We start from the raw sequence: 24,395 nt of genomic DNA, 5'->3' as shown, positions 1-24,395 counted from the left end.
AAGCACCCTTGCACTTTGCATCTCTCGTCTTATTTATATAGGCGCACTGGGATTAAATTTCAAGCGCTCAGATAGTTTAATTTTAGAACTCGACCATTTCGTTACGAAAACCATCAATTAAATGACTTAACTCTCTATGCCATTCACGCAAAATTTTCACATCAGGTAACCATGATTGTGGTCCCTGAGTCACTTTAATGATCAAATTAGAAGAAGTTTCTTCTTCCGGTGTCGGTTCAGTAGGTTCCGGTGCATATTGGCACATACGGTAAGCACGTTTTAATTCTGCAACGAAGCCATCTTTTGCCAATTGCTGCAAAACAGAAACTTCCGGAGAAACTTGTCCTTTTGCCGCCATATGCTCTTCAATAGATTTTAATGTCGGTTGCAAGTCATTTAAACGGTAATAACGTACCAATTCTTGCAAAAATGCCAACATTGCACCATGTAAATGAAATACAGCTGCTTCACGATACGCTTGTACCTGCTGTACATGATCAGTTTGCTCTGCTTGTTGACACGCTAAGCGTGCAAAATAGAGTTTTTGATTGGTACGATCGGCATGATAACGAGCAACACGTGACATAACTAAACTTTCCTGTTCTAAAATTGCCATCTATATGGCTATTCTTAGCTTAACGACTCCATTGATAAAATCAACGTTATTTATGGTAAATCCAGAGAGACTTGATAAATTTTACGTTATCCCTCATCACCATCATTCTTTAAAAAATTTTGGTTCTCAACAATGAATAGATCTTTAAGAGGCAGCTGTGCAGGGACCCATGAACGAACTTCAAGTGTTTTTATTCCCTGAGCTATACGTGTTCCATTTGGAGCAACCACAGAAAGAGCTAAAAATTGTTGCATAAAAGCCTTACTCTTCAGCTGCCTTAACCCGAATACCGTAACCTTTTACTTTAAGTGTATTTAGTCCTTTGATTGCTTTAATGGCTTCACGCGGATTCGGCATTTCGACAAAGCCAAAGCCCTTTGATTTACCCGTATCTTTATCGGTTACAACGACACAAGACTCAACTTTACCATAAGCTTTAAACAGCTCTAAAACTTCAGCTTCAGTCACTGAACGATCTAAATTACGAACTAATATTTTCATTTTCCAACCTTCATTGACCATCAAAAGAAAGGCCAATATACATTTGAGTATTCACAGTGTCTTATACAGTAATTTAGTCAAGATCGATACCAAAACCTAAGTTTACTGTTCGTGAAGTATTCCATTGCTTTTTGGCAAATGGCTGTGGCACCTGACGATGAATTTTGGCCTGAACCAGATGAGCAGGTAAATCATTTAGAAAATAGCTTTCGATTTTGCGGCCTTGTTCGTCATACGTGTCTTGTGACCATGTATTGAGATTTTGCTTCGTCAAAATCAATTCATTTTCCGCACGTGTTAATGCAACATACAATACTCTGCGCTCTTCTTCGACTTCATCAAAATCGCCCTGTGCACGCGCATAGGGATATTGGTTTGGTGAGACATGTGGCACATAACACACTTTCTGTTCTGCACCTTTAGCGGAGTGAATTGTAATTAAGGTCACTAAATCATCATCACCCGCTTTTTCAATTTCAGAAATTGAAATTGGTTCAAGCACATATTCTTCAAGAAACTCACCAAGAGATGCATGTTTACGCGCAAGTTGTTTAACTAGGTCGAAATCCCTAGCACGACGTGGCCAGTCTTTAGTTTTATAGTTTTGCTCTAACTGTTCACTTAATGCATCTAGTGCTAGACCAATGCTTGCCTCAACATGCTGCTGTAGCACATCAAGCTGTTTCAAAATCAAAATGGCCTGTAAAGGAACTTTTCCATGACGCTCCAAACGCTGACAACGCTCTTCGACCTCACTAATGCTCATTAACTCTTGCGCTAACTTGCTGGCACCCACATCTCCAATACCATCCCATAAGGTTAAAAAGCGCATCCAAGCCAAGTCATCCTGTGGGTTACTCACAATACGTAATAAACTGAGCACATCCTTTACATGCGCTGATTCAAGTAACTTTACGCCACCAATAAAACGATACGGAATTTCAGCGGCAATAAATGCTCCTTCCAAATAGCGTGCGCTATAGCCTGAGCGGACTAACACCATATGGTCGTACCAATTTGCACCCTGTTGGTGTCGCTCTATTAAGTCTTGTGCAATCCAGTTGGCTTCTTCAAATTCATTACCAAACAAATGGAGTTGTGGCTTTTGTCCTTTGCCACGATGAGCCTGTAACTGTTTTTGATAATCGATTGGACTGTGGGAGAGTAACCAATTTGATAAATCTAATATTTCTTGAGTCGACCGGTAATTTAAATCTAAAGTATGAATCACTGCATCTGGAATACGTTCTTTAAAAGAATGAATGTTTTCAAAATCGGCCCCACGGAAACCGTAAATCGACTGGGCGTCATCTCCCACACAAAATAATTTCACCTTACCAATCAGTGGCTGCAAAAGTGCCCACTGTAAAGGGTTGGTATCTTGCATCTCATCAACTAACAAAGCTTGGCAGAAACCAGCAACCCAGTTTGTCAATGCTTCGGAGTTTTGTAAATGAACAGCAACGATCGACAAAATGTCATCATAGTCTAAAAAATTACGCTCTCTTTTACGCTGTTCATAGGTTTTCATTAACTCAGCAATTTGCGATTTATATTCATATGCTTCAGGTAATTGCTTGAGTAACGCTTCAGAAAGCTTAGATTGCGTATTTCGGGCATAAGAATATAAATCACACAGCTCTGCCGCTTTAGGCAAAACATTATCTTTGTCTTTGCCTCTCAATAAGCGAAACATGAGTAACTGATCATCACGATCAATAATACTAAATTGGGTTAAACCAAACGCTTGTGGATTACGACGCAGCAAGTACATGCAAAAGGTATGAAAGGTTGATGCTCGTAGGCCCTTGGCTTGTGCCCCAACATGCTGTTCAACCCTTGCCACAATTTCACTCGCAGCACGGCGCGTGAACGTTAAAATCTGGATTTGATTTGCAGGCAAACCTTGATCAATTAAATAAGCTGCGCGAGCAACAATAGTTTTAGTCTTGCCACAGCCTGCTCCAGCCAAAACCAGACAGTTTTGAGCCGTAGTCGTTGCTGCCTTTTTTTGCTGAGCATTTAATTCATTAATTAACTTTGCAAGACTCATAACACATATCGCTAAAACACCAAGGCTTAGTTTAACAGACCCATGCCATGAGATGGACCTTCGCTCACTAAAAACAAAAAAGAGCACCCTAAGTGCTCTTTTGTTCGTTATTTATTTTAAGAAACTGTTTTTGAGCTAGAAGGTAAATGCTTAATCGCAGAAGCGAGTCCTAAAAAGTTAATGCCCTGAAATAAAATATCTACTGCCAAAAACATTCCTAACACCCAAAACGGAGAATCTTTAGAAACTAAAATTAAAATACCTGTAGCGAGGGTTAATAATCCTGAAAATAAGGTCCAGCCCCACCCTGCAATTGGTCTTAGTAAAAATGCATTTATAGTGCGGATTACACCCGCAATAATCAGAGCAATTGATAATAAGCTTGTTAAAACCACAGCCGTAGTAACAGGCGTAGAAAATGCATAATAGCCTGCCATTAAATACAGCACGCCAAAAAGTGCCCACAGCCATCGGCTACCGCCTTTAAATACACTTAAGGCAGCAATTAAATGCAATACACCGCCCACCATCATTAAAATACCAAACAGAAAAACAACCGAAAATGTGGCAAATGGCAGTGAGCTAAATAACACCAAACCGAAAATAATGAGCACAAAGCCTAATATTAGATACCATTTACGATCAGCATGTAGCTGATTACGAACCAAATCATTACCTACAGTTTTCATGACGGCGACTCTTATTATCAGGTATTAGGAAGTTTATATAATGTCATTATAGTGATGTACTTCACATTTATTGTCTGTATAAGATGTGCATCGTTTATTAACAATTGATGTGGATAAAACAGTATTTATCCACAATTTTATTTCAGCCACCCCACTTCTTGAGCTGTTGGTAAACCTATGACAGTTTCTTGTAAATCACTTGGCATTTTGCTGGTCTGCTCAGATAATGGTGTTCGACCACCCATGATTTCTGCTCGCTTTTGTGGATAAAGAGGTACTTTTTCAGGATGTGCATATCCTAATGGATATATGGGCTGACCTGTTTTTAAATCATATTTATCTTTTGCCCCAAAGCCATGTAATAGTTCATGAACGATTACAACCTGATTTTGTGATGTTTGCCCACGTGTAGCAAACAAATTAACACTACCAATACGGCCCTTTTCTAAAGCAGTCGAATGCACCAAAACTTTTTGATAATTGGGATCATAATAATTTAAATAAAGTTTGAGCGATGCTCCATTATCTTCAGGCTGTTGTTGTCGCCATGCATAAAAACGAAACTTTAAACTCCACCAAACCACATGAAAAATACCGGCATTTTGTGGCACCTCAGGTGGACGCTGCTGTAACTGTTGCCCCAAACGTATTTCAAAGTTTGCTGATTGCCCCCGATAATGTTGCGACCATTCACTTAAATAGCTTTTAAGCGTCTGAAAGTCAGTGTTTTGTAACTGATGAATATAAGCTTGTGTGGTTTGTAAGCCATCTGCATTTATTGGGTGTAATACCACCACAATAGGCTGATTCCAGTCTTGGTTTTGGTCACGCCACGCTTGAACTGCAACGATTAATAAAACAATTAATAGACATAAAATCCGAATGTTTTTCCACATCCTTTTTCCCCATAAAAACTAAAATTTTCTTTTATTGTTGTAGATGTAAAAAATGCTAGCTGAGCTAGCATTTTTTTCTGTCTTATTTAGCCTTCAATCCATTTACCGTCTTGATAAATTAGGCTCCATTTGGTTTGTTTACCTTCTGGTGTTTCAGAACCCACATATTGTGATTGGTTCTTACGACTAAACTTCACAATGGTTGGGTTACCTTCAGGGTCTACATCTGGAGCTTGTAAAATAAACTGGTATTTTGGATCAAGTTGATCAGCTACACTACGAAGCTCAGCAACTTTTGGTGCACGTGTTTCACGAATTTTCGGGAACTTACTTGCAGCCAAGAACAGACCAGCCGCGCCATCACGTAACACAAAATAATCATCATGTTTGGTTGAACGCAAGTGTTCCATCTTGATTGGTTCTACACGTGGTGGTGCAGGTTGACCATTTTTCAAGACTTTACGAGTATTGTCACAGCTTGTACAAGCAAAATACGGGCCGAAGCGACCAGTCTTAAGCTGCATTTCACCATCACATTTATCACAAGGAATGGTTGGGCCATCATAACCTTTGATCTTGAACTCGCCTTCTTCAAGCTCATAGCCATCGCAATCCGGGTTGTTACCACAAACATGTAACTTACGGCCACCATCAATGACGTAGCTGTCCATTGCTGTACCACATTTCGGACAACGATGTTTTGACATCAAGTCTGCTGTTTCAGCACTATCGTCATCAGATAACGCTGCTAAAGACTCAACTGGCGTTAAGTTCAAGGTCCCTTTACAGCGTTCCTTAGGCGGCAAGTTATAGCCAGAACACCCTAAGAATACGCCTGTAGTGCCCGTACGAATCTGCATTGGACGCGAACATTCGGGACAATGTACTGCTGGTACTTCAACTGGTTGGTTACGACGCATTCCCTGCTCACCTTGAGCATTGGTCAAACGCTTTTTAAAATCACCATAGAATGTGTCTAGCAATTCCTTCCAGTTACGCTCACCTGTTGCAACTTTATCGAGCTGACCTTCTAAATCTGCGGTAAATGCATAATTCATTAGGTTATTAAAACTTTCATCAAGACGATCTGTTACGATCTCACCCATTTTCTCGGCAAAGAGACGGCGATTTTCTAACTTAACGTAACCACGTTCTTGAATCGTAGAAATAATGGCAGCATAAGTCGACGGACGACCAATACCACGTTTTTCAAGTTCTTTTACTAAAGATGCTTCAGTAAAACGAGCTGGTGGTTTGGTAAAATGCTGACTTGGATCTAGCTTTTCTAGCTTTAAAATTTCACCCACTTTAATTGCAGGTAAAATGATATCGTCATCAGATTTGTTGGCACCACGAACTTTAGTAAAGCCATCAAATACAAGCGTACGGCCTTTTGCCTTTAACTCCACATTGCCAGCTTCAACTGTTAAAGTTGAAGATAAATATTCTGCCGGAGTCATTTGGCAAGCTACGAACTGACGCCAAATTAAATCATACAAACGCTGTGCATCACGTTCTACACCAGCAAGTTGATCACCAGTCAGCGCAACATTTGATGGACGAATAGCTTCGTGGGCTTCTTGAGCACCTGCTTTATTACCATAGCGATTTGGCTTAGCTGGTAAATATTTTTCGCCATATTGGCTTTCAATATGCGCACGTACCATACTTACAGCATCATCACTCAAAAACGTTGAGTCAGTACGCATATAAGTAATGAAACCAGCTTCATACAAGCGCTGCGCCAACATCATGGTTTTCTTTACAGAGAAACCTAAACGTGTACTTGCAGCTTGTTGCAAAGTCGAAGTGATGTATGGGGCGCTTGGATTCACCTTAGTTGGTTTATCTTCACGTTGGGCAACTTTATATTCAGCGCCTTTTAATACATCTAACAGGGCATCTGTTTCAGCTTTATTTTTTAATTTAAGCGTTTTACCCGCCTGTTTTACAGCCTCAAGACGAATGTCATCTTTTTTAGCTTTAGTGTCTGCAAAGACTTGCCAATATTCTTCTGGAATAAAAGCACGAATTTCACGTTCACGTTCAACAACAAGCTTTACCGCTACAGACTGTACACGACCTGCCGATAAACCACGGGCAATCTTTTCCCACAGTAATGGCGAAACCATGAAGCCTACTACACGGTCCAAGAAACGACGTGCTTGTTGTGCATTAACACGGTTTAAGTCGAGACGTGTTGGCTGTTTAAATGCTTCTTGAATGGCATTTTTAGTAATTTCGTTAAATACCACACGATGATAACGGCTATCGTCACCACCAATCACTTCGCGTAAGTGCCAAGCGATTGCTTCCCCTTCTCTATCCAAGTCCGTTGCGAGATAGATTGCATCTGCATCTTTAGCAAGTTTCTTGAGTTCAGCAACAACATTTTCCTTGCCAGGCAGAACTTCGTAATGCGCTTGCCATCCATGTTCCGGATCGACGCCCATACGATTGATTAAAGCCTGATTCGCTTTTTGTTCTTTTTCAGCCTCAGTGAGTTTTGTCCGGGCAGCCGGCTTTTTCTCTGTTGATTTACTGCCGCCTGTTGGCAAGTCACGTACGTGACCTACAGAAGACTTAACAATGTACTGCGAACCTAAATATTTGTTGATGGTTTTCGCTTTGGCAGGCGACTCCACAATCACTAAGGCACGTTTATGTGCAGCAGAGGCAGAAGATGCTGTGCTTTGAGATGCAGAGCGCGAGGTATTCGCCATATAAAATGTTATTCCTATACCAATAAATTTAAAAATCAGGCTTCAGCCAAGGCCAACAGATAAGCCTTCATCTCATCTAATTGCGTAGCTTTCAGGTCCGATTCCTCATCCCAATAAAGGCCTACACAGTTTGCCTGCATATCAATAGCATAAATCCCTTTTAATGCAATGGGAGAATCATTAAATTTCTCATCGCCTTGCACAACTTTTAATTTTCCGTCTATAACGCGAGCACGCATGAGCGGTAAACGAGCATCGGGGATCAATACACTATAGTAAGCAACCATGCTGGCACGCTTTTCAGTTGCCATCGGGACATGTGTCCATTCAGGTGCAGCAATTACGCGTGGATGTAGCCCCATTTTGCGGGCTTTGTCTCGCATAATTCCCAGCGCCTTTTCACGTGGACTCACTCTTAAACCAAAAATGGAGCCTAGCACGAAAAGAACAATGATAACGGTAACCCAAATTCCGATATTGTCCATAGCAAAACCTATTAATCTCTTTTATTAGAGTTGCATAAGCTGACCAGAAAACGCAAGTTACATCATAAAAATAATGTCCAATTAACCGACAAGGCTAAAAACTACAACATTTCCTCATAGATATTTTTAACAATCTAGGCAGAATATTTAGGCGCTCTTTTCAGTTTCAAGAGTAGTTAACTTACCAAACTGATCCAGATGCGCATCTCCCCAAGTTTTTAAAGCAAGAAGTATCTGCTCAAGCCCGCGCCCTAAATCAGTTAGACAATATTCCACTTTAGGAGGCACTTGAGGATAAACCTCACGATGAATAATGCCATCTTGTTCTAACTCCCGAAGCTGATTGGTCAGCATTCTTTGTGTAATGCTTGGAACTCGTTTACGAATTTCATTAAATCGTAAAGTTCCTTCATTTAATAAATGCCAAAGAATGACACATTTCCATTTGCCATCAATCAAACTGATTGCGGCCTCAACTGAACAACCTGGTGAGCAGTCAAAACTTGAATGTCGAGCTTTTGCCATTTTACAGTATCCTTTTTGACACTATGAGCGTTATTTGTCTGTAGTCACTATTTTTAAGCTTACGTTATGATCAAACTCTCAACAAGAGGAATGATGATTATGAAAGCTGTGGCATATCAAAAAGCGGGGCCTATTACATTGCCAGAGGCACTCGTAGATATTGAACTCGACACTCCAGTAGCTAAAGGACATGATTTACTTGTTCGTGTTCAAGCTGTATCAGTAAATCCAGTCGATACCAAAATACGTAAAAATGTAAGTGCTGAACAATCTGGCTGGAAAGTTCTTGGATGGGATGCTGTAGGCACGGTAGAAGCGATTGGCGATAAAGTTACTCAATTTAAAATTGGTGATGTGGTTTGGTATGCAGGTGCTTTAAATCGCCAAGGCAGTAATAGTGAATTGCAATTAGTTGATGAACGTATTGTCGGTCATAAACCAAAAACTTTAGAAGCAACTGAAGCTGCGGCTCTTCCTTTAACAGCAATCACAGCTTGGGAAATGTTATTTGATCGTCTACAAGTTCCAAAGACTGCGCCTGCTAATACGACTATTTTAGTGATTGGTGGAGCTGGTGGGGTAGGTTCAATTACCATTCAGCTTCTTAAGCAATTAACTAACCTCACGATTATTGCTACAGCTTCACGCCCCGAAACAAAAGAATGGGTAGAACAACTAGGTGCTGACTATGTATTAAACCACCGTCAGCCTTTAGCTGCACAAATTAAACAATTAGGTTTAAGTGCACCTTTATATGTATTCTCAACCACTGAAACAGATCAACATTTATCAGATATCGTAGAGTTAATTGCTCCACAAGGTCATTTTGGACTTATTGATGACCCTGATCAGTTAGATATTAAACCGTTTAAATCTAAGTCTGTCTCAGTCCACTGGGAGTTTATGTTTACGCGCTCAATGTTCCAAACGGAAGATATGGAAAAACAAAGTGCGCTACTAAATGAAGTCAGTAAACTGGTGGATGAAGGTAAAATCAAAACAACTGTGACTCAGGTTTTAAGCCCAATTAATGCTGAAAACTTAACACAGGTTCATGAGCAAATTGAAAGTGGTTCAACCAAAGGGAAAATCGTTTTACACGGATTTTAAGTCGTACTTTTGAAAAATAAATGGCAAGCTTAACGCTTGCCATTTTAATTAATAATGCGGTGGTTTATTCGTTAATGGATCAAAAGGTGCAACACCCTCTGATAAATCTGCAGATTCCACACGTTGATAAAGTAATTGCATTTGTTTTTTTAAATCAGCTATTTCTAGAGTTTGAATCGCGAGTTGCTGATTTAATTCCTCAACTAAATCATCTAAAAATGCAATTCGCACTTGCAAATCTTCAATGGGTGCGGAAAATGACGCTTGATCATCATGATATGGTGGTTTAGTCATTTAAGTCCTCATTTGAGATTTTGGAAAACATTATGGCCTATATTACTTTAAGGGATGTCCAACTTGCTTTTGGCGGACCTGCCCTGCTCGATGGCGCGAACTTCAACCTAGAACGTGGCGAACGAGTCTGTTTAATTGGTCGTAATGGTGAAGGTAAGTCTACTTTACTTAAACTCATTGAGGGAAGCCTACTACCAGATTCTGGTGAAGTTTCTGTCCAAAATGGTTTAACTGTTTCTATGTTAGCCCAAGATGTTCCAATGTCATCGGGCAAAGTTGCAGATATTGTAGCAGAAGGTGCAGGAGAAGCTGCTGCCGTACTTAAAGCCTATCATGAAGCAAGTGATGCCTGTGTACTTGGTGACATGGAAGCTTGCGATCGTATGGGATCTTTACAGCATAAACTTGACCAACTTGATGGATGGGCATTAGAAAATAAGGTCAACACGATTTTAGGTAAAATGGAGTTAGATCCGAATGCAGATCTAGCCGACCTATCGGGTGGTCGTAAACGTCGTGTTTTACTTGCCCGCGCCCTACTTACCCAACCAGATGTGTTATTACTCGATGAGCCAACTAACCACTTAGATGTTGAAAGTATTGAGTGGCTTGAGAAATTCCTGCTTGATCAAAATAATTTAACCTTACTCTTTATTTCGCATGACCGTTCTTTTGTAGACCGCCTTGCAACTCGTATTGTGGAATTGGATCGCGGCATATTACGCAGCTATGAAGGAAACTATTCTCGTTACCTTGACCTCAAAGCTCAGCAACTTGAAGCTGAAGAAAAACAAAATGCCTTGTTTGAAAAGAAACTTGCCGAAGAAGAAGCATGGATTCGTCAAGGTATTAAAGCACGTCGTACACGTAATGAAGGTCGTGTTCGTGCCCTTAAAGCATTACGAGAAGAGTCAAAAGCTCGCCGTTTCCAACAAGGCAAAGTCAATATGGGCGTTCAAGAAGCACAACGCTCAGGCAAACTTGTATTTGATATTGAACATCTAAGCGTAAGCTACGATGGACAAACCCTCATTAGAGATTTCTCTGCCATTGTTATGCGCGGTGACCGCATTGGTTTGGTCGGTGATAACGGCGTAGGAAAGACTACTTTAATTAAAGCGATCTTAGGCGAAGTTCAGCACGAAGGTGTTGTCAAAACAGGAACTCAGCTTGAAATTGCTTACTTCGACCAATTACGTAATCAGCTTGATCTTGAAAAGTCGGTTTCTGAAAACGTTTCTGAAGGTTCAGATTTCGTTGATGTAAATGGTCAACGTCGCCATATTCTCAGTTACTTACAAGACTTCCTATTCTCTCCGGAACGAGCTCGTACACCGGTAAAAGCACTTTCTGGTGGTGAGCGTAATCGTGTCCTGTTAGCAAAACTATTGCTCAAGCCATCGAACCTGATTGTAATGGATGAGCCAACGAATGACTTAGATATGGTCACACTTGAGCTACTTGAGGAGATGTTGTCTGAATATAAAGGTACTTTGCTCCTAATTAGCCATGACCGTGCTTTTATGGACAACGTTGTGACATCAACTTGGGTATTTGATGGCAAAGGCGGTATTGCAGAATATATCGGTGGTTATCAGGACTATTTGATTCAGCGTCCAAACGAGAGAGTCGTTGACCAAAAAGGCGATGTAAAAAAAGCTCAGGCTAAAGCAGAAGCTGAAAAAAATGCAGCTCAAACGAACGTAAAAAAGGTCAAATTAAGCTACAAAGATCAACGTGAACTTGAGCAATTACCGGCAGAAATTGAAAAGTTAGAAAATGAGCAAGCTGAACTTTCTGACAAACTTGCTGACGGGTCATGGTTCGTAACGGATGCCGATGCGGCAACCAAAGCAAGCCAGCGTCTAGCAGAAATTGAAGAATTACTCCTTGAAAAGTTAGAGCGCTGGGATGAACTTGAGCAAATGAGTAAAGGCAGTTAATCAATAAAAAGGGCTTTAATTAAAGCCCTTTTTTTGGTTTTAGAATTTCTAGTAATTTCATAAAAGGCTTATATACAAATAAAGAGATGAAGCGAATTAAACGTTCAAATATCTGTAACTGTAAAACCATGCAAGTTAGGACAGCCAAAACAAGACTAATGAAAATATTAATCTCTACCGAATATTTAATGCTTAACTGATGGGTCAAAACAATAATTACAAAAGCATGCAATATATAAACTGGCAGTGTTTTTTGACCTAAACCAATCCAAGGTTGTTTAAAATTTTGAGTGAATACAAATAAACTCAAAACACCCATAGCCGATAGCAACATAATTACACTGCGGATCAGCACTCCTTGCCATAAATCTACATGTAACTGAATATAAGATAGACTCCCAAATAACCAATAATAACTATAATGGCTTATAGCGGCTACAATAGTAATTATTAATAATGTGATAACAGCAAATAATTTTTCATAAGGTAACTGCGGAATATACTGAAAAATAGTTTTACCATAGATCGCCCCAGTCATAAAAAAAGGTAAAAATACGAAAATTCTACCTATTGAATAACTATAATTATTGATAGGTGAAAATCCAATAAGTAAAGCTAAAATAATAGAAAATAGAACTGGATATGCTGTCTTTTTTAGGAAAAAAGCTAAAAGCGTCCAAATTCCCATGCTAAATAAATACCAAAGCACCCAATAAGGTTTAGCAAACCATAAGAATTGAAATGTTCCATTCCAAAGACTTCCATTATAAAAAGCATCAAGCAATTGAAATAAAAGCTGAAACGGTAAATATAACGATAAAAAGTAAATTAACTTTTCTAGGATTTTCTCTTCTTTAAAAAATATTCCCGATATAAAAATAAAAGCGGGCATATGAACAAAGTAAATACTCCCTAAAATCGCTTGATTTAGAGGTTCGTTCCAGCCAATTAACCTTTCAAGGTAATGACCCAATACAACCAGAAAAATTAAGACACCTTTTGTGGCATCAATATGGAGATTTCTCATAAATTTCTATAAATTCAAGATATTCATATCATACTGAATTATTCTTATTTTTTGATTCAAAAAGACAATGAATAAAGTTTCGCTGTATACAAAACAATTATGTTATACCTATCAGTATAATAATATTTAAGGATATTTCCATGCTAGATCTCTCTCAAATTTTGGCATTTGGATTCATTTGTCTGGCGATGGTACTCACCCCTGGCCCAAACATGATTTATCTTATCTCTCGTTCCATTAGTCAGGGCAAACTCGCAGGTTTTATTTCTCTCGGTGGCGTTGCGGTTGGTTTTGTATTTTATATGCTCTGCGCTTCTTTCGGGATTACGGCACTTGTGGTCGCAGTTCCATATGCCTATGACACTATTCGTATTGCCGGTGCGATGTACTTACTTTGGTTAGCATGGAAAGCTTTACGCCCCAATGCCACACCTATTTTTAATGTTAAAGATTTAGCGGTTGACTCACCATTAAAGTTATTTTTAATGGGCTTTTTGACTAATTTACTTAATCCTAAAATTGCGATTATGTATTTATCTTTATTACCTCAGTTTATTCACCCACAACAAGGCAGTATTTTAGCGCAGTCTATCCAACTCGGGACTATACAAATTTTTGTAAGCGTTTCAGTAAATGCGCTGATTGTATTTTCTGCTGGTAGCATTGCTCTTTTTCTACAAAAAAAACCACTTTGGGCAAGCATTCAACGCTGGGTCATGGGTACAGTATTAGCCGGCCTTGCGGTTCGTATTCTTCTAGAACACCGCCGATAACCCGCTTTATTTTTCTTTATCGCGTCTAAACCTTCAATTTACTCCTGTGTATTACGACGATAAATTCAGTTCGTGATACACTTTTGGCAGTTTTAACTTTTTAAATTCTTTATATCGTTATGAGCCAAAAGCAGCCTTATACGCCCGGTGAGTTTCAATGGTCCTTTTTGTTGCCTAAATATTGGGGTGTGTGGATTGCGATTACTTTCCTGATGCTTTTGGCTATTTTACCGTGGGCAATTCAATGGCGTTTGGCTCACGGGTTGGCAAATATCGCTTGGAAATATTTAAAATCTCGTCGTAAAACCACAATTCGTAATTTAGAAGTTTGCTTTCCAGAATGGACACCTGAAAAAGTACAGCAACAAGCAAAACAAGTTTTTGTGGATATGATGCTTGGGGTATTTGAAACTTTAAACGCATGGTATAAGCCTTACTGGTTTAAAAACCGTGTCACTATTGAAGGCTTAGAACACATTACCAATGCTCAAGCTCAAGGCAAAGGTGTTTTATTGCTTGGTACACATAGTACTTTACTCGATGCAGGTGGTTATGTATGTGCCCAATATTTCGAGCCGGATGTTGTGTATCGCCCTCAAAATAACCCCCTCCTCGATATGCTAATTTATCGTTGCCGCGGCACAATTTATAAAGCACAAATTGATCATGATGACATGCGTGGTTTGATTCGTCATCTTAAAGAGGGTGATGCAATTTGGTATAGTCCCGATCAAGACTTTGGGCTTAAACAAGGTGTTATGGCACCATTTTTTGGAGTCCCAGCTGCCACTGTAACCGCTCACCGTCGTTTATTAAAAATCTCGAAGGCGGTTGCTGTTCCTTTATATTTTTATCGTCATGGCAATGTACAAGACCCTAAATATCATATTTTGATTGAACCTGCGGTTGACAATATGCCAAGTGAAGATGAAGTCGATGATGCAACGCGTGTGAATAAGATTATTGAGAACCAGCTTCGTATCGCACCAACTCAATATATGTGGTTTCACCGTCGTTTTAAGACACGTCCTGAGGGATATGAAGAGATTTATTAAGATAAGGCTGTAATAATTTTAGATTAGTAATAGGCACAGCCTCGATTTAAAGTGATATTCAAATACTTTCGGATAGGCAGACCTTACTTTTTAGGGATAAAAAGTAAGCAAAAATCCTTTGTTCCGCTGATGTTACATCCTTGTAACACAACGCAACAGCGTCATCCATGTCGCTATCACGATAGTAAACTCTGGATAATGATTTAGTTTGAGATGATGTATCTATGGATGATCCATCTTTTATGAACGTATAAGGCAAAAAACAATGAAAGTGATGCAACTTCTCCCAGAACTTAATAGCGGTGGCGTAGAACGCGGCACACTGGAAATTGCACGTGCACTGGTTGCACAAGGTCATCATTCTCTGGTTGTGTCTAATGGCGGGCGTTTAGTCTCACAACTTGAAGCTGAAGGTTCCACTCACTTAACGTTACCTATCCATAAAAAGTCTTTATCAAGCCTATGGCAAATTCGACCATTACGTCAGCTTATTGAAGAGCACCAACCAGACATTGTACATGTGCGCTCTCGCGTACCTGCGTGGCTAACCCACTTCGCTTTAAGAAAAATACCAGCGAATAAACGCCCTCACCTCATTAGCACGGTACATGGTTTCTATTCAGTTAATCGTTATAGTGCGATCATGACTCAGGCAGAAAAAGTGATCGCTGTTTCTGACAGCGTAGTTAAATACATCACAGACCATTATAAAAACTGTCCACCACAAGATATTGTCCGGATTTATCGAGGCATTGACCCCACCGCTTTTCCACATAACTACCAACCTTCAGCACAGTGGTTTAACCAAGTCTTTAATGACTTTCCTGAACTCGAAAATAAATTTTTACTTTGCCTACCTGGCCGTATTACTCGTTTAAAAGGACATGAAAGTTTAATTGAACTGATGCAAAAACTAGGTGAACAATATCCTCAACTGCATGCTGTTGTTGTGGGTGGGGCTGATGTAAAAAAACAAGCCTATTTAAGTGAGTTGCAAAACACCATTCAAAGCAAAGGACTTGCAGATAAAATTACCTTTGTAGGACATCGCTCAGATATACGCGAATGGCTCGCTTTTAGCGATATAGTGCTCTCTCTATCCAATCAAGCAGAAACATTCGGTAGAACAGCATTGGAAGCCCTTTCGGTAGGCACGCCGGTCATTAGCTGGAACCGTGGCGGTGTTGCCGAGATTTTATCTCATGTGTACCCGCAAGGCCTTGTTGAAGCAGAAAATGAAAAAGCTTTAGTAGAAACAGTAAAGAATCATATTGAACAACCGCAAACAGTCGCTCCTGTGACAATGTTTAGTTTAAAAGATATGTGTGACCAAACCCTTGAGCTATATCAAAGTGTATTGAAATAACCCAATAAAAAAACCCGCGATGTTCGCGGGTTTTTTTCGACTAAAAAACTTCTCTATTACTTAAGAGATGCTTCATAAGCAGCAGCTTTTTCATAGTCGTATTGTTTTTCCCATTTACTGATTACAAGTACAGCAAGCGCGTTACCTACAACGTTCAACGCAGTACGAGCCATATCCATGATACGGTCAACACCAGCAATAAATGCTAAGCCTTCTACAGGAATACCAACACTACCTAATGTCGCCAATAACACAACAAATGATACCCCAGGAACACCTGCAATACCTTTAGAAGTAATCATTAACGTTACAACTAAAATCACTTGTTGGCTGATTGACATTTCAATGCCGTAAAGCTGTGCAATAAAGATTGCTGCGATACTTTGGTAAAGCGTAGAACCGTCAAGGTTAAATGAATAACCAGTTGGAATTACGAAACTAGAAATCGCTTTTGGCGCACCATAAGCTTCCATTTTTTGCATAATACGCGGTAAAACTGTTTCCGAACTTGCAGTCGAATACGCCAAAATTAATTCGTCTTTCAAAATCTTAAACAAAGTAAAGATATTGATGCTGAACATTTTTGCAGTAATACCTAAAACCACTAAAGCAAAGAATAAGATTGCACCATAAACCAATACAACCAATTTACCCAATGGAATAAGCGAAGCAAAACCGAAGTTTGCAACAGTTACAGCGATTAAGCCAAATACACCCACTGGCGCATATTTCATGATGATGTGTGTTACACGGAACATTGTTTCCGATACAGCATGAAATACATTTAATAATGGGTCTTTTGTTGTTGCTGGTAATGAAGATAAACCAATACCAAATAGCACAGCAAAGAAAATCACTGGCAACATTTCGCCATGCGCCATTGAACTAATAATGTTCGTTGGGATAAGCGATAATATCGTCTGGATAATACCATGAGACTGTGACTGTACTTCTTCAGTTGTATGCTTATATTGAGAAATATCAGTTTGTACCAGTTGAGACATATCAATGCCTGAACCTGGATGGAAGATATTCGCTGCAAACAAGCCAACCAAAATAGCAATAGTAGTAATAATTTCGAAATAGAGAATGGTTTTAAAACCAAGACGCCCTAGACTTTTTGTACTGCCAACACCAGCAATACCTAAAATCAATGTAGAGAAAACGATTGGGATTACAATCATTTTAATCAGGCTAATAAAGATCTTACCTAATGGAGTAAGAACGTTATTTACAATACTATCTTTGATTTCAGGCTGGTTATGTAAAACAGCCCCGACAACTATCCCTAGGATTAAAGCAATTAAAATTTGCCATGCAAGGCTAAATTTAAAATTCTTCATAAGACAATCCTTATGCACCGCAAAGTATCAAATATGAGAGGGAGAAGACCACTACTTTAGAGTGAAACCTCAATATGTACACGAATTTCCAAACAGAAATTTAAATGCACAAGCAAATCACAACCCGCCGATCCGGCGAAGTAAACAACAATGCCTGTTGACGATCCAACATGTCAACGATCGGCACATTCTATTGAGATTTGCCAATTAAACAAGTCCAATTTATATCTAAATAGGTCAAAGCCTAGATTTATCCGTCAATAATCTATAAAAACAAAAACTTAACAAAAAAGTTTTTTGTATCCATTTTCATTAAAAATTGCTCGGATATATAAAAAAATTTATGGACGATGACTTATAATTAAGTAGATTTTAAAATTAAGAATACCTTAAAAATATTGGTTTTATTTACAACGAATTAAATGATATATCTATAAAATATCAACCCGAGTTCTGCGTCCTGCAAAACTCGGGTAAATGAGGTTGTGCTTTCAGGGTATATAATTCTTTTTATCGCTTCCGTTCTAACATCTTATCCGTGATGTCGTTCCATATCAGCTTAGTGCATCCTTACTTGGGATTATCCATTCCCGCTTCCGTGTGCCGATGAATGTAGAATACGGGTTTTAACTCTGCCTGCCTATTGGACCTAGACTCAAATCTTTGTACGTTATTGCTTACAACTCACTTTATATATTTTTCTCTTTATAAGGCTGTGCAATTTCATCAGTCACGATTTTTTCTTCTTTTTCAGCTTTAGCAATACCTTCTTGTATCGCGGCTTGAGCTTCTTCTTCATCGGCTTGAGTTTGTTCTAGTTCCTCGTGAATTTCTTCAAATATTCGACCTGTTTGTAAAACGACATAGACAGGAAAATGGTCTGATCCAATATGAGATAAACGCTGCATTTTTACTAAACCGAAGTCTGTACTATGAAAGATATGGTCAAGTGACCAGCGCAATAAAGGATAGTCCGCATGAAAAGTATTAATAAAATGCCGCCCCACCCGTGGATCGAGTAGCCCACTAATACGTTGAAATAAACGGGTTGTTCGTGACCACGCTACGTCGTTTAAATCCCCCATCACAATACAACTTTCATCAAGATCTTTAATTTGATCTCCGACAATTAAAAGCTCAGCGTCACGCAGTGTTGAATCTTTTGCTTCAGTTGGGCTAGGTGGCTTAGGATGTAAACAGTAGAGCTGAACAGGCATGCCAGATCGCAAAATTACCGTGGTATGAATAGAAGGTATTTCATTACTTAAAATGAATTTAACCTCAGTATTTTTAAGCGGTAACCGGCTATATAAATGCATTCCGTATAAATTATCTAAAGGTACGGGCACACGGTATGGATAATCTTTCTCGATCTCTTTTAAAGCATTTTCCCAAGTTGTATCGCTCTCTAAAGTAAGCAATAAATCAGGTTTTAAAGTCCGTACATGCTCAAGTAATAAATGATATTTATCATTCGGGGTGAGCACATTAGAAACTATCAGTGAAATCTGTTTTGTAGGATCTAGCTGATGCTGTTTGACCTTTTTAACCTGTTTTTTCCAAAACAGCGTATACGGTAAAACCATTTTAAGTTGGTAGGCAATCGCTGCGATGAGTACCGCAAGCAAAAGCTCACGCCATACATCCCATTCGGTCGGCCAAAACAACATACCAATTAAAGCAATTAAGCCAATAAACAGAATTTGTAATCTTGGAAAATCTGCACCTCGAAACCACCACTCATCACGAGGAATAAGTGACCAGAAGCTTAACCAAATCACCACTACTGCCAGTACTTCGATATAAATCATTGAAATTACTCTTTTAAGATGATTTGTTTTTTAATGTTTTTGTCATCTTTATCAATTTTGTATGTAACATAAACAAGATATTCTACTCAATAAAATTGCTGTTTTGATTCTGTAACGCTTGCAGTTGTGAGCACTTTTGATACACTCAACTCCCCCTTTAACAATTTTAACGCACCGAGGCAAAATGACATGAAAGTAGGTCTGGTCGGTTGGCGCGGGATGGTCGGTTCCGTCCTTATGCAACGTATGGTTGAAGAGAATGATTTTGCTCATATTGAGCCATTCTACTTCTCTACCAGTAATGCAGGTGGTGAAGCTCCTTCATTTGGTGGTAAGACTGCCCCAGCACTTATGGAAGCTACAGACATTACCAGTCTGAAGCAAATGGATGTCATTATTACCTGTCAAGGTGGTGACTACACGTCTGAAGTTTTCCCAAAGTTAAAAGCAACTGGTTGGGATGGCTACTGGATTGATGCGGCATCTACTTTACGTATGACTGATGATGCAATCATCGTTCTTGATCCGGTTAACCTTAATGTAATTAAAGACGGCTTAGCGAAAGGTACTAAAACTTTCGTTGGTGGTAACTGTACAGTATCACTCATGTTGATGGGTGTTGGCGCACTTTTCCAAAATAATTTGGTTGAGTGGATGACTGCAATGACTTATCAAGCGGCATCAGGCGCTGGCGCACAAAACATGCGTGAGTTGTTAACAGGTATGGGTTATTTATATAACAACACCAAGACTTTGTTAGATGATCCTAAATCTGCAATTCTTGATATTGACCGTCAAGTTGCCGAGTTACAACGCGGTGAAGGTTTCCCTTCTGCGAACTTTGGTGTGCCACTTGCTGGTTCATTAATTCCTTACATTGATAAACAGCTTGAAAGCGGTCAGTCAAAAGAAGAGTGGAAAGGACAAGTTGAGACCAACAAGATCTTAGGTAACTCTCAAATCGTTCCTATCGATGGTCACTGTGTTCGTATCGGTGCAATGCGTTGCCACTCTCAAGCATTAACCATCAAATTGAAAAAAGATGTTCCGCTTGATGAGATCGAAGATATGATTCGTAACTCAAACCAGTGGGCTAAAGTTGTACCAAATACACGTGAAGCATCAATGACTGATCTTACACCTGTTGCTGTAACTGGTACCCTAACTGTACCTGTAGGTCGTTTACGTAAACTCAATATGGGTAAAGAGTACCTCGGCGCATTCACAGTAGGCGATCAGTTACTTTGGGGTGCTGCTGAGCCTCTACGTCGTATGTTACGTATTTTAGTAGAATACAAAAGCTCATAATTTGATCTGAATTATTCAGTCAAAATAAAAAGCCGATCACATTTGATCGGCTTTTTCGTAACTGGTTTGTAAAAAATTAACAATTTATTTACATTCCATTATTGTATAATTTTGAACGACTTTACGACTGATCAGGTCATGGATTGAGATGACTGCATATAACAAATTAAAAATTGCCATTTTCACCATTATGTCTTCGCCTTCTCTTTATGCGATTACATTAGATCCTATTCAAATTCAATCTGCACCTGGGGAATTACTTTATGCAGAAATGAATTTTCAGCAAGCAGATCCTAATACCCCATTGCAAGTCAGTTTGGCCACTCAAGATGATCTCAATGGTTTGGGAGTAACTCATCAACCTCCGGGTAACCTAAACTTTTATACACGCCAAAATGGTCAGGGTTCTGGCGTTATTGTGATTACCTCATCGCGTCCTATTATCGATCCTGAACTGAATATTGTCGTAAAAGTCAGTGAAGGTAACGCAACCCGTCTTCAACATATTAAAACCGTTTTAAAGCCATCGCCTATAAAAAAAGCCGCCATTAACGAAAGTCCACTTTCACCGCAATTTATCGTAAATGAAAAAGATATCGCACTAAATTTACCTGAAAGTACTCAGTACACACCTACTGAAAATACATCAACCGTGGCAGAAACCACAAGTAATGAACATAATCTAAATATTAGCACTGGAACTGCTCCAGCTTTGAATAGTTCTAGCCCTGCTCCTGTGGCTCCTTTTACCGAAAAACCTTCGACTCAAACACTTCAGCCAACTATAGCTACAATGAATACCGAATCATCGGCTGTAGAGAAACAACCTTCGACTTCACTCAAATCAAGTGATGGCAATCAAACAACTACCGTCAAAAAAGCAGCGCAATCTAAAACTGCCCAACAAAAAAATGCATTAAGTAAAAATACGCCGAAAAAGCAAAAAATCAGTACCTATAAAGGCCCGGCACCTACTGGTAAATATGTCGTACAACGTAACGAGTCTTTATGGAGTATTGCCAATCGTATTGCAGCACAGACCAAACAACCTGTAGCTAAGGTCATGCGAGATATCCAAGCTCAAAACCGACATGCGTTTATTCAAGGTGATGTAAACCGTTTACGTCAGGGAAGTTCGCTAAACTTAACACCAAATGCAACTAAAGCTTCCCATTTAAAACTTAAATCGAGTGAAGCTCACTTGGCAAAACCCTCTTCTGGCAGAGCTAAATATCGTTTACAACAAGCTGAAATGAGCATTGTGGCAGAGAACAGCCCAAATTCTGCTCATGGAAGTGCAAAAAAGAGCACACAACAAAGTCAAAACAATACTGAGTTAGCAGTAAAAGTTATGACAACTCGCAAAAAAACCGTTACATTACAAAGGAATGTAACCAAACTAAATCAAACTTTAAGTTTAAAAGACCAACGTATTCAACTCTTGAATGCGCGTTTGGCAGAGTTACAACAGCAATTACAGGCACAGCAACAAACTCACAAGCAAAAACATTAAGTTAAAACCAGAGTTAGCACGCTTTATATTGCAAATATTTATTTTTTAAGGGGAAAGTAATGTTATATGTGATTCCGTTTATCATATTACTCGTGGTCGCCGTTATTTTAAAAAAACGCGAGAATAGTCAAAAACAAGAGGCCACTTCCCCAAAAAATATAAATAGAAAATCCGGCAAAAAAGCGAGTGCTAAATCAAGCAAAAGTTCGCGTGAAAAAACAAAAGCCAAGGTCATTGAGGAAAATACTCCTGCTATCCCTCAAAGCAATCCTGTACCTGAAGCTTTGCGACACAATATTCAACAGCTCATTCAAGAAAAACAGTTTTCAGCAGCTGAAGCTCAAGTCAATCAGGCGCTAAAAAAAGATAATACTCAACATGAATTGTATTTATTACTTCTTGAAATTCATATTGCTCAGAAAGATGAATTTGCAATTCAACAGTTGATTAGCCATATTCGTAGCTTAGGTTTAAATGAAATAGCAGCTCAAGCAGAAACTCGACAAAAAGAATATGAATCATCCAGACAACCTGATGCCATTGATTTCCCTCAAGCTCAAACATATGAAGAACCGAAAAACACAGATACAACGGCTCAGTTCGATGAATTAACAACAAGTTCTTCCGAGGCTTCTTTTAATGACTTACAGAAAGACTATACGCCGGTAAAACAAGAATCTGCTGTTGAAATTGAACCTTTAGAGTTTAACTTTTCATTCGAACAGACTTCGGCTACGGAAAATACCAACCAACCGGTACAACAACCTGAGTTATCATCCACTCAAGAAACAAATGAGCTGGCCGATTTAGAGTTTTCTTTTGACTTGGCACCTCTGCATGGAACTGAGGAAAAATCTCAAGCAGTAGAGGTAAAAGCAGACCAAGAAAATAGCATCAATGCATTAGATTTTAACCTTGACTTAAATCCTTCAAGTTCAGAGACGAAATCTGTTAAACACGCTCCATCATTAGATGAAATTAAACTCGTAGAACAAGCCCCATTAGAAGCGGCTTCTATCGCACCTCTTGAGTTTTCGTTAGATGAGCCTGCCTTAGTTCCAGCACCAGAGCTTGAAACTCAAAACCATATAGATGTAGTAAATGAAGCAGCTACTCAAACCCAAATAGAGGATCCGCTTTTAGAAGCTTTTCCAGAATTAAAACAAATAAATGAAAATGAACTCGATTTAAAATTGGCTGAACAATACATTAAGTTTGGAGCGAACCAAGCAGCGCGTAATTTACTAGAGGGTGATGAGCAAAAATTCAACACAGAACAACAACAACATGCGAAAAACCTACTTAATCGCATAGCTTCTTAGAACTGTTCGATTTACCATAAGCAGTCAGAGATGACTGCTTTTTTATGCCTGCAAAAAGATGAAAAAAATAGCTTTATTTTATATGGGTGGTACTTTTGGTTGCATTGGTGAACCTTTAGCTCCTATGCCTTATGACCAATTCCTACCTCAACTTGAGAAAGTGATTCCCCCACACTTAACAGTTGATTGCTTTGCTGCGCCCAATATTGTCGATAGCAGTGCATGTACAGCACCTGACTGGTTACGCCTAATTCAACGCATACAACAACTACAACTAGAAGGCTATCAGCATTTTGTTGTCATTCATGGTACAGATACGCTCAGTTATGCAGCTGCGACTTTAGCTCGCTTTTTAGGGCAAAGCTGTCATATTGTGATTACTGGTAGCCAATACCCGTTACTCAATATTCAAGGTGATAACACCCGTGAATTTACTGATGCAATTGAAAACTTATATCTTGCATTAGAGCAGGTCATTGCACTTCCGGTTGGTGCTTATCTCGCATTCCACCATCAAGTATTTCACGCACAAACTGCATTAAAAACGCATACCACTGAACTTGATGCATTTTCAGGGTTAAGTAGTAACGTTGAGTTTACGCCTCAGCAAAATGAATTGATCGTACAAGATGCTCAAATTGAAAAAGCTGCTTCCTTTCAGATTTTAAACTGGATGATGCAACCGATTGCAACACAGCATTTAGTACAACAATTACGTCATTTACTTCCTGCCCCACCACACTTTTTAGTGTTGCAAGGTTTCGGTACAGGTAATATCGCCGTAAACGATGAATTTTTGGCAACATTAGACGAACTCTATACTCGTGGATGTGTACCAATTTTGGCGACACAAGTCACTTTTGGGGGTATTGACCAACGTTATGCAATTAGTGCTTGGGCCAAAACTGCAAAAATTGTCATTAATGATGCCCATAGCCATGCAGATCTCTATGCAAAAGCACTTCAAATCTATTTAAAATACCCAACCCCAGAACAATGGTTGAACCATTGGAATGAAAATCTGCATTAAATAGAGGTGAAG

At 39.2% G+C, this 24,395-nt stretch carries 21 protein-coding genes and 1 pseudogene; 9 read left to right on the top strand and 13 right to left on the bottom strand.

The window, feature by feature from the left end; translation table 11 throughout:
• Positions 1–82: 82 nt before the first annotated feature.
• The 9 genes and pseudogenes from EGS71_RS15415 to EGS71_RS15375 all read right to left on the bottom strand — a co-directional run bounded on the left by EGS71_RS15415 (position 83) and on the right by EGS71_RS15375 (position 8,488).
• Positions 83–586 (bottom strand): DUF6586 family protein, encoded by a 504-nt coding sequence (locus EGS71_RS15415; RefSeq protein WP_002027464.1) that lies wholly within the window; start codon positions 584–586, stop codon positions 83–85.
• Positions 587–708: 122 nt separating this feature from the next.
• A pseudogene (locus EGS71_RS15410) lies at positions 709–870 on the bottom strand (ASCH domain-containing protein); the annotation flags it as partial.
• A 7-nt stretch (positions 871–877) separates the two neighbouring features.
• Positions 878–1,117 carry an RNA recognition motif domain-containing protein gene (locus EGS71_RS15405; RefSeq protein WP_000699342.1) on the bottom strand — a complete coding sequence of 80 codons (240 nt, stop codon included), beginning with the start codon at positions 1,115–1,117 and terminating at the stop codon, positions 878–880.
• Between the two features lie 73 nt (positions 1,118–1,190).
• Entirely contained in the window at positions 1,191–3,170 is a 1,980-nt protein-coding gene (locus EGS71_RS15400) for an ATP-dependent helicase (RefSeq protein WP_000050370.1), read from the bottom strand.
• A 116-nt stretch (positions 3,171–3,286) separates the two neighbouring features.
• Positions 3,287–3,859, bottom strand: a complete 573-nt coding sequence (locus EGS71_RS15395) for an HdeD family acid-resistance protein (RefSeq protein ID WP_000859452.1) — start codon at positions 3,857–3,859, stop codon at positions 3,287–3,289.
• Between the two features lie 137 nt (positions 3,860–3,996).
• Complete coding sequence (locus EGS71_RS15390; RefSeq protein WP_000265773.1) at positions 3,997–4,755, bottom strand: hypothetical protein; 759 nt, start codon at positions 4,753–4,755, stop codon at positions 3,997–3,999.
• 86 nt (positions 4,756–4,841) lie between these two features.
• The gene (topA, locus tag EGS71_RS15385) at positions 4,842–7,478 is read right to left on the bottom strand and encodes a type I DNA topoisomerase (RefSeq protein WP_000024268.1); all 2,637 of its coding nucleotides are present in this window, start codon (positions 7,476–7,478) and stop codon (positions 4,842–4,844) included.
• A 35-nt stretch (positions 7,479–7,513) separates the two neighbouring features.
• Entirely contained in the window at positions 7,514–7,963 is a 450-nt protein-coding gene (locus tag EGS71_RS15380; RefSeq protein WP_000368721.1) for a hypothetical protein, read from the bottom strand.
• 147 nt (positions 7,964–8,110) lie between these two features.
• Positions 8,111–8,488, bottom strand: coding sequence for a winged helix-turn-helix transcriptional regulator (locus EGS71_RS15375; protein WP_001029768.1), 378 nt, complete (start codon positions 8,486–8,488; stop codon positions 8,111–8,113).
• Between the two features lie 99 nt (positions 8,489–8,587).
• Here EGS71_RS15375 and EGS71_RS15370 point away from each other — a divergent pair, with 99 nt between their 5' ends.
• On the top strand, positions 8,588–9,598 hold the full coding sequence (locus EGS71_RS15370) for a zinc-binding alcohol dehydrogenase family protein (protein ID WP_000648637.1): 1,011 nt from the start codon (positions 8,588–8,590) through the stop codon (positions 9,596–9,598).
• 48 nt (positions 9,599–9,646) lie between these two features.
• Here EGS71_RS15370 and EGS71_RS15365 read toward each other — a convergent pair whose 3' ends face one another.
• Complete coding sequence (locus EGS71_RS15365; protein ID WP_000165735.1) at positions 9,647–9,892, bottom strand: SlyX family protein; 246 nt, start codon at positions 9,890–9,892, stop codon at positions 9,647–9,649.
• A gap of 32 nt (positions 9,893–9,924) precedes the next feature.
• On the opposite strand from EGS71_RS15365, the gene EGS71_RS15360 reads away from it, so the two are divergent.
• Positions 9,925–11,835 carry an ATP-binding cassette domain-containing protein gene (locus EGS71_RS15360; protein WP_000323469.1) on the top strand — a complete coding sequence of 637 codons (1,911 nt, stop codon included), beginning with the start codon at positions 9,925–9,927 and terminating at the stop codon, positions 11,833–11,835.
• A 19-nt stretch (positions 11,836–11,854) separates the two neighbouring features.
• Here the strand turns inward: EGS71_RS15360 and EGS71_RS15355 are convergent, their stop codons facing one another.
• On the bottom strand, positions 11,855–12,862 hold the full coding sequence (locus tag EGS71_RS15355; protein ID WP_001245077.1) for an acyltransferase family protein: 1,008 nt from the start codon (positions 12,860–12,862) through the stop codon (positions 11,855–11,857).
• Between the two features lie 140 nt (positions 12,863–13,002).
• Between EGS71_RS15355 and EGS71_RS15350 the strand changes: the two genes are divergently transcribed.
• The 3 genes from EGS71_RS15350 to EGS71_RS15340 all read left to right on the top strand — a co-directional run bounded on the left by EGS71_RS15350 (position 13,003) and on the right by EGS71_RS15340 (position 16,056).
• Positions 13,003–13,635 carry a LysE family translocator gene (locus EGS71_RS15350; RefSeq protein WP_000886290.1) on the top strand — a complete coding sequence of 211 codons (633 nt, stop codon included), beginning with the start codon at positions 13,003–13,005 and terminating at the stop codon, positions 13,633–13,635.
• Between the two features lie 119 nt (positions 13,636–13,754).
• Complete coding sequence (locus EGS71_RS15345; RefSeq protein WP_000078868.1) at positions 13,755–14,690, top strand: lauroyl acyltransferase; 936 nt, start codon at positions 13,755–13,757, stop codon at positions 14,688–14,690.
• 265 nt (positions 14,691–14,955) lie between these two features.
• The gene (locus EGS71_RS15340) at positions 14,956–16,056 is read left to right on the top strand and encodes a glycosyltransferase family 4 protein (protein ID WP_031946096.1); all 1,101 of its coding nucleotides are present in this window, start codon (positions 14,956–14,958) and stop codon (positions 16,054–16,056) included.
• Between the two features lie 56 nt (positions 16,057–16,112).
• On the opposite strand, the gene gltP is transcribed toward EGS71_RS15340, so the two are convergent.
• Positions 16,113–17,399: a glutamate/aspartate:proton symporter GltP gene (gltP, locus tag EGS71_RS15335; RefSeq protein WP_000787677.1), complete on the bottom strand. Its 1,287-nt coding sequence runs from the start codon at positions 17,397–17,399 to the stop codon at positions 16,113–16,115.
• Between the two features lie 689 nt (positions 17,400–18,088).
• On the bottom strand, positions 18,089–19,210 hold the full coding sequence (locus EGS71_RS15330; RefSeq protein ID WP_000639217.1) for an endonuclease/exonuclease/phosphatase family protein: 1,122 nt from the start codon (positions 19,208–19,210) through the stop codon (positions 18,089–18,091).
• 189 nt (positions 19,211–19,399) lie between these two features.
• Between EGS71_RS15330 and asd the strand changes: the two genes are divergently transcribed.
• The 4 genes from asd to EGS71_RS15310 all read left to right on the top strand — a co-directional run bounded on the left by asd (position 19,400) and on the right by EGS71_RS15310 (position 24,383).
• Positions 19,400–20,518, top strand: coding sequence for an aspartate-semialdehyde dehydrogenase (gene asd, locus EGS71_RS15325; RefSeq protein WP_000862762.1), 1,119 nt, complete (start codon positions 19,400–19,402; stop codon positions 20,516–20,518).
• 148 nt (positions 20,519–20,666) lie between these two features.
• Positions 20,667–22,031 (top strand): FimV family protein, encoded by a 1,365-nt coding sequence (locus tag EGS71_RS15320; protein ID WP_000128085.1) that lies wholly within the window; start codon positions 20,667–20,669, stop codon positions 22,029–22,031.
• 59 nt (positions 22,032–22,090) lie between these two features.
• A complete protein-coding gene (locus tag EGS71_RS15315; protein WP_000967577.1) occupies positions 22,091–23,353 on the top strand; it encodes a hypothetical protein in 1,263 nt (420 codons plus the stop codon).
• Positions 23,354–23,411: 58 nt separating this feature from the next.
• Complete coding sequence (locus tag EGS71_RS15310; RefSeq protein ID WP_000717078.1) at positions 23,412–24,383, top strand: asparaginase; 972 nt, start codon at positions 23,412–23,414, stop codon at positions 24,381–24,383.
• Positions 24,384–24,395: the final 12 nt, after the last annotated feature.

It is taken from the genome of Acinetobacter sp. FDAARGOS_559 (assembly GCF_003940475.1).
Lineage (GTDB): Bacteria > Pseudomonadota > Gammaproteobacteria > Pseudomonadales > Moraxellaceae > Acinetobacter > Acinetobacter baumannii.
Note: the sequence above shows the minus strand (reverse complement) of the source record. Positions and strands in the feature narration are given on the sequence as shown.

Excerpts from the sequence above, each read along its gene's own strand:
- topA (WP_000024268.1), bottom strand. The coding sequence starts at position 7,478 with ATGGCGAATACCTCGCGCTCTGCATCTCAAAGCACAGCATCTTCTGCC.
- EGS71_RS15310 (WP_000717078.1), top strand. The coding sequence starts at position 23,412 with ATGAAAAAAATAGCTTTATTTTATATGGGTGGTACTTTTGGTTGCATT.
- EGS71_RS15365 (WP_000165735.1), bottom strand. The coding sequence starts at position 9,892 with ATGACTAAACCACCATATCATGATGATCAAGCGTCATTTTCCGCACCC.
- EGS71_RS15360 (WP_000323469.1), top strand. The coding sequence starts at position 9,925 with ATGGCCTATATTACTTTAAGGGATGTCCAACTTGCTTTTGGCGGACCT.
- EGS71_RS15330 (WP_000639217.1), bottom strand. The coding sequence starts at position 19,210 with ATGATTTATATCGAAGTACTGGCAGTAGTGGTGATTTGGTTAAGCTTC.
- EGS71_RS15400 (WP_000050370.1), bottom strand. The coding sequence starts at position 3,170 with ATGAGTCTTGCAAAGTTAATTAATGAATTAAATGCTCAGCAAAAAAAG.
- EGS71_RS15355 (WP_001245077.1), bottom strand. The coding sequence starts at position 12,862 with ATGAGAAATCTCCATATTGATGCCACAAAAGGTGTCTTAATTTTTCTG.
- EGS71_RS15370 (WP_000648637.1), top strand. The coding sequence starts at position 8,588 with ATGAAAGCTGTGGCATATCAAAAAGCGGGGCCTATTACATTGCCAGAG.
- EGS71_RS15415 (WP_002027464.1), bottom strand. The coding sequence starts at position 586 with ATGTCACGTGTTGCTCGTTATCATGCCGATCGTACCAATCAAAAACTC.
- EGS71_RS15350 (WP_000886290.1), top strand. The coding sequence starts at position 13,003 with ATGCTAGATCTCTCTCAAATTTTGGCATTTGGATTCATTTGTCTGGCG.
- EGS71_RS15315 (WP_000967577.1), top strand. The coding sequence starts at position 22,091 with ATGTTATATGTGATTCCGTTTATCATATTACTCGTGGTCGCCGTTATT.
- EGS71_RS15345 (WP_000078868.1), top strand. The coding sequence starts at position 13,755 with ATGAGCCAAAAGCAGCCTTATACGCCCGGTGAGTTTCAATGGTCCTTT.
- EGS71_RS15340 (WP_031946096.1), top strand. The coding sequence starts at position 14,956 with ATGAAAGTGATGCAACTTCTCCCAGAACTTAATAGCGGTGGCGTAGAA.
- EGS71_RS15390 (WP_000265773.1), bottom strand. The coding sequence starts at position 4,755 with ATGTGGAAAAACATTCGGATTTTATGTCTATTAATTGTTTTATTAATC.
- asd (WP_000862762.1), top strand. The coding sequence starts at position 19,400 with ATGAAAGTAGGTCTGGTCGGTTGGCGCGGGATGGTCGGTTCCGTCCTT.
- EGS71_RS15380 (WP_000368721.1), bottom strand. The coding sequence starts at position 7,963 with ATGGACAATATCGGAATTTGGGTTACCGTTATCATTGTTCTTTTCGTG.
- EGS71_RS15320 (WP_000128085.1), top strand. The coding sequence starts at position 20,667 with ATGACTGCATATAACAAATTAAAAATTGCCATTTTCACCATTATGTCT.
- gltP (WP_000787677.1), bottom strand. The coding sequence starts at position 17,399 with ATGAAGAATTTTAAATTTAGCCTTGCATGGCAAATTTTAATTGCTTTA.
- EGS71_RS15395 (WP_000859452.1), bottom strand. The coding sequence starts at position 3,859 with ATGAAAACTGTAGGTAATGATTTGGTTCGTAATCAGCTACATGCTGAT.
- EGS71_RS15375 (WP_001029768.1), bottom strand. The coding sequence starts at position 8,488 with ATGGCAAAAGCTCGACATTCAAGTTTTGACTGCTCACCAGGTTGTTCA.
- EGS71_RS15405 (WP_000699342.1), bottom strand. The coding sequence starts at position 1,117 with ATGAAAATATTAGTTCGTAATTTAGATCGTTCAGTGACTGAAGCTGAA.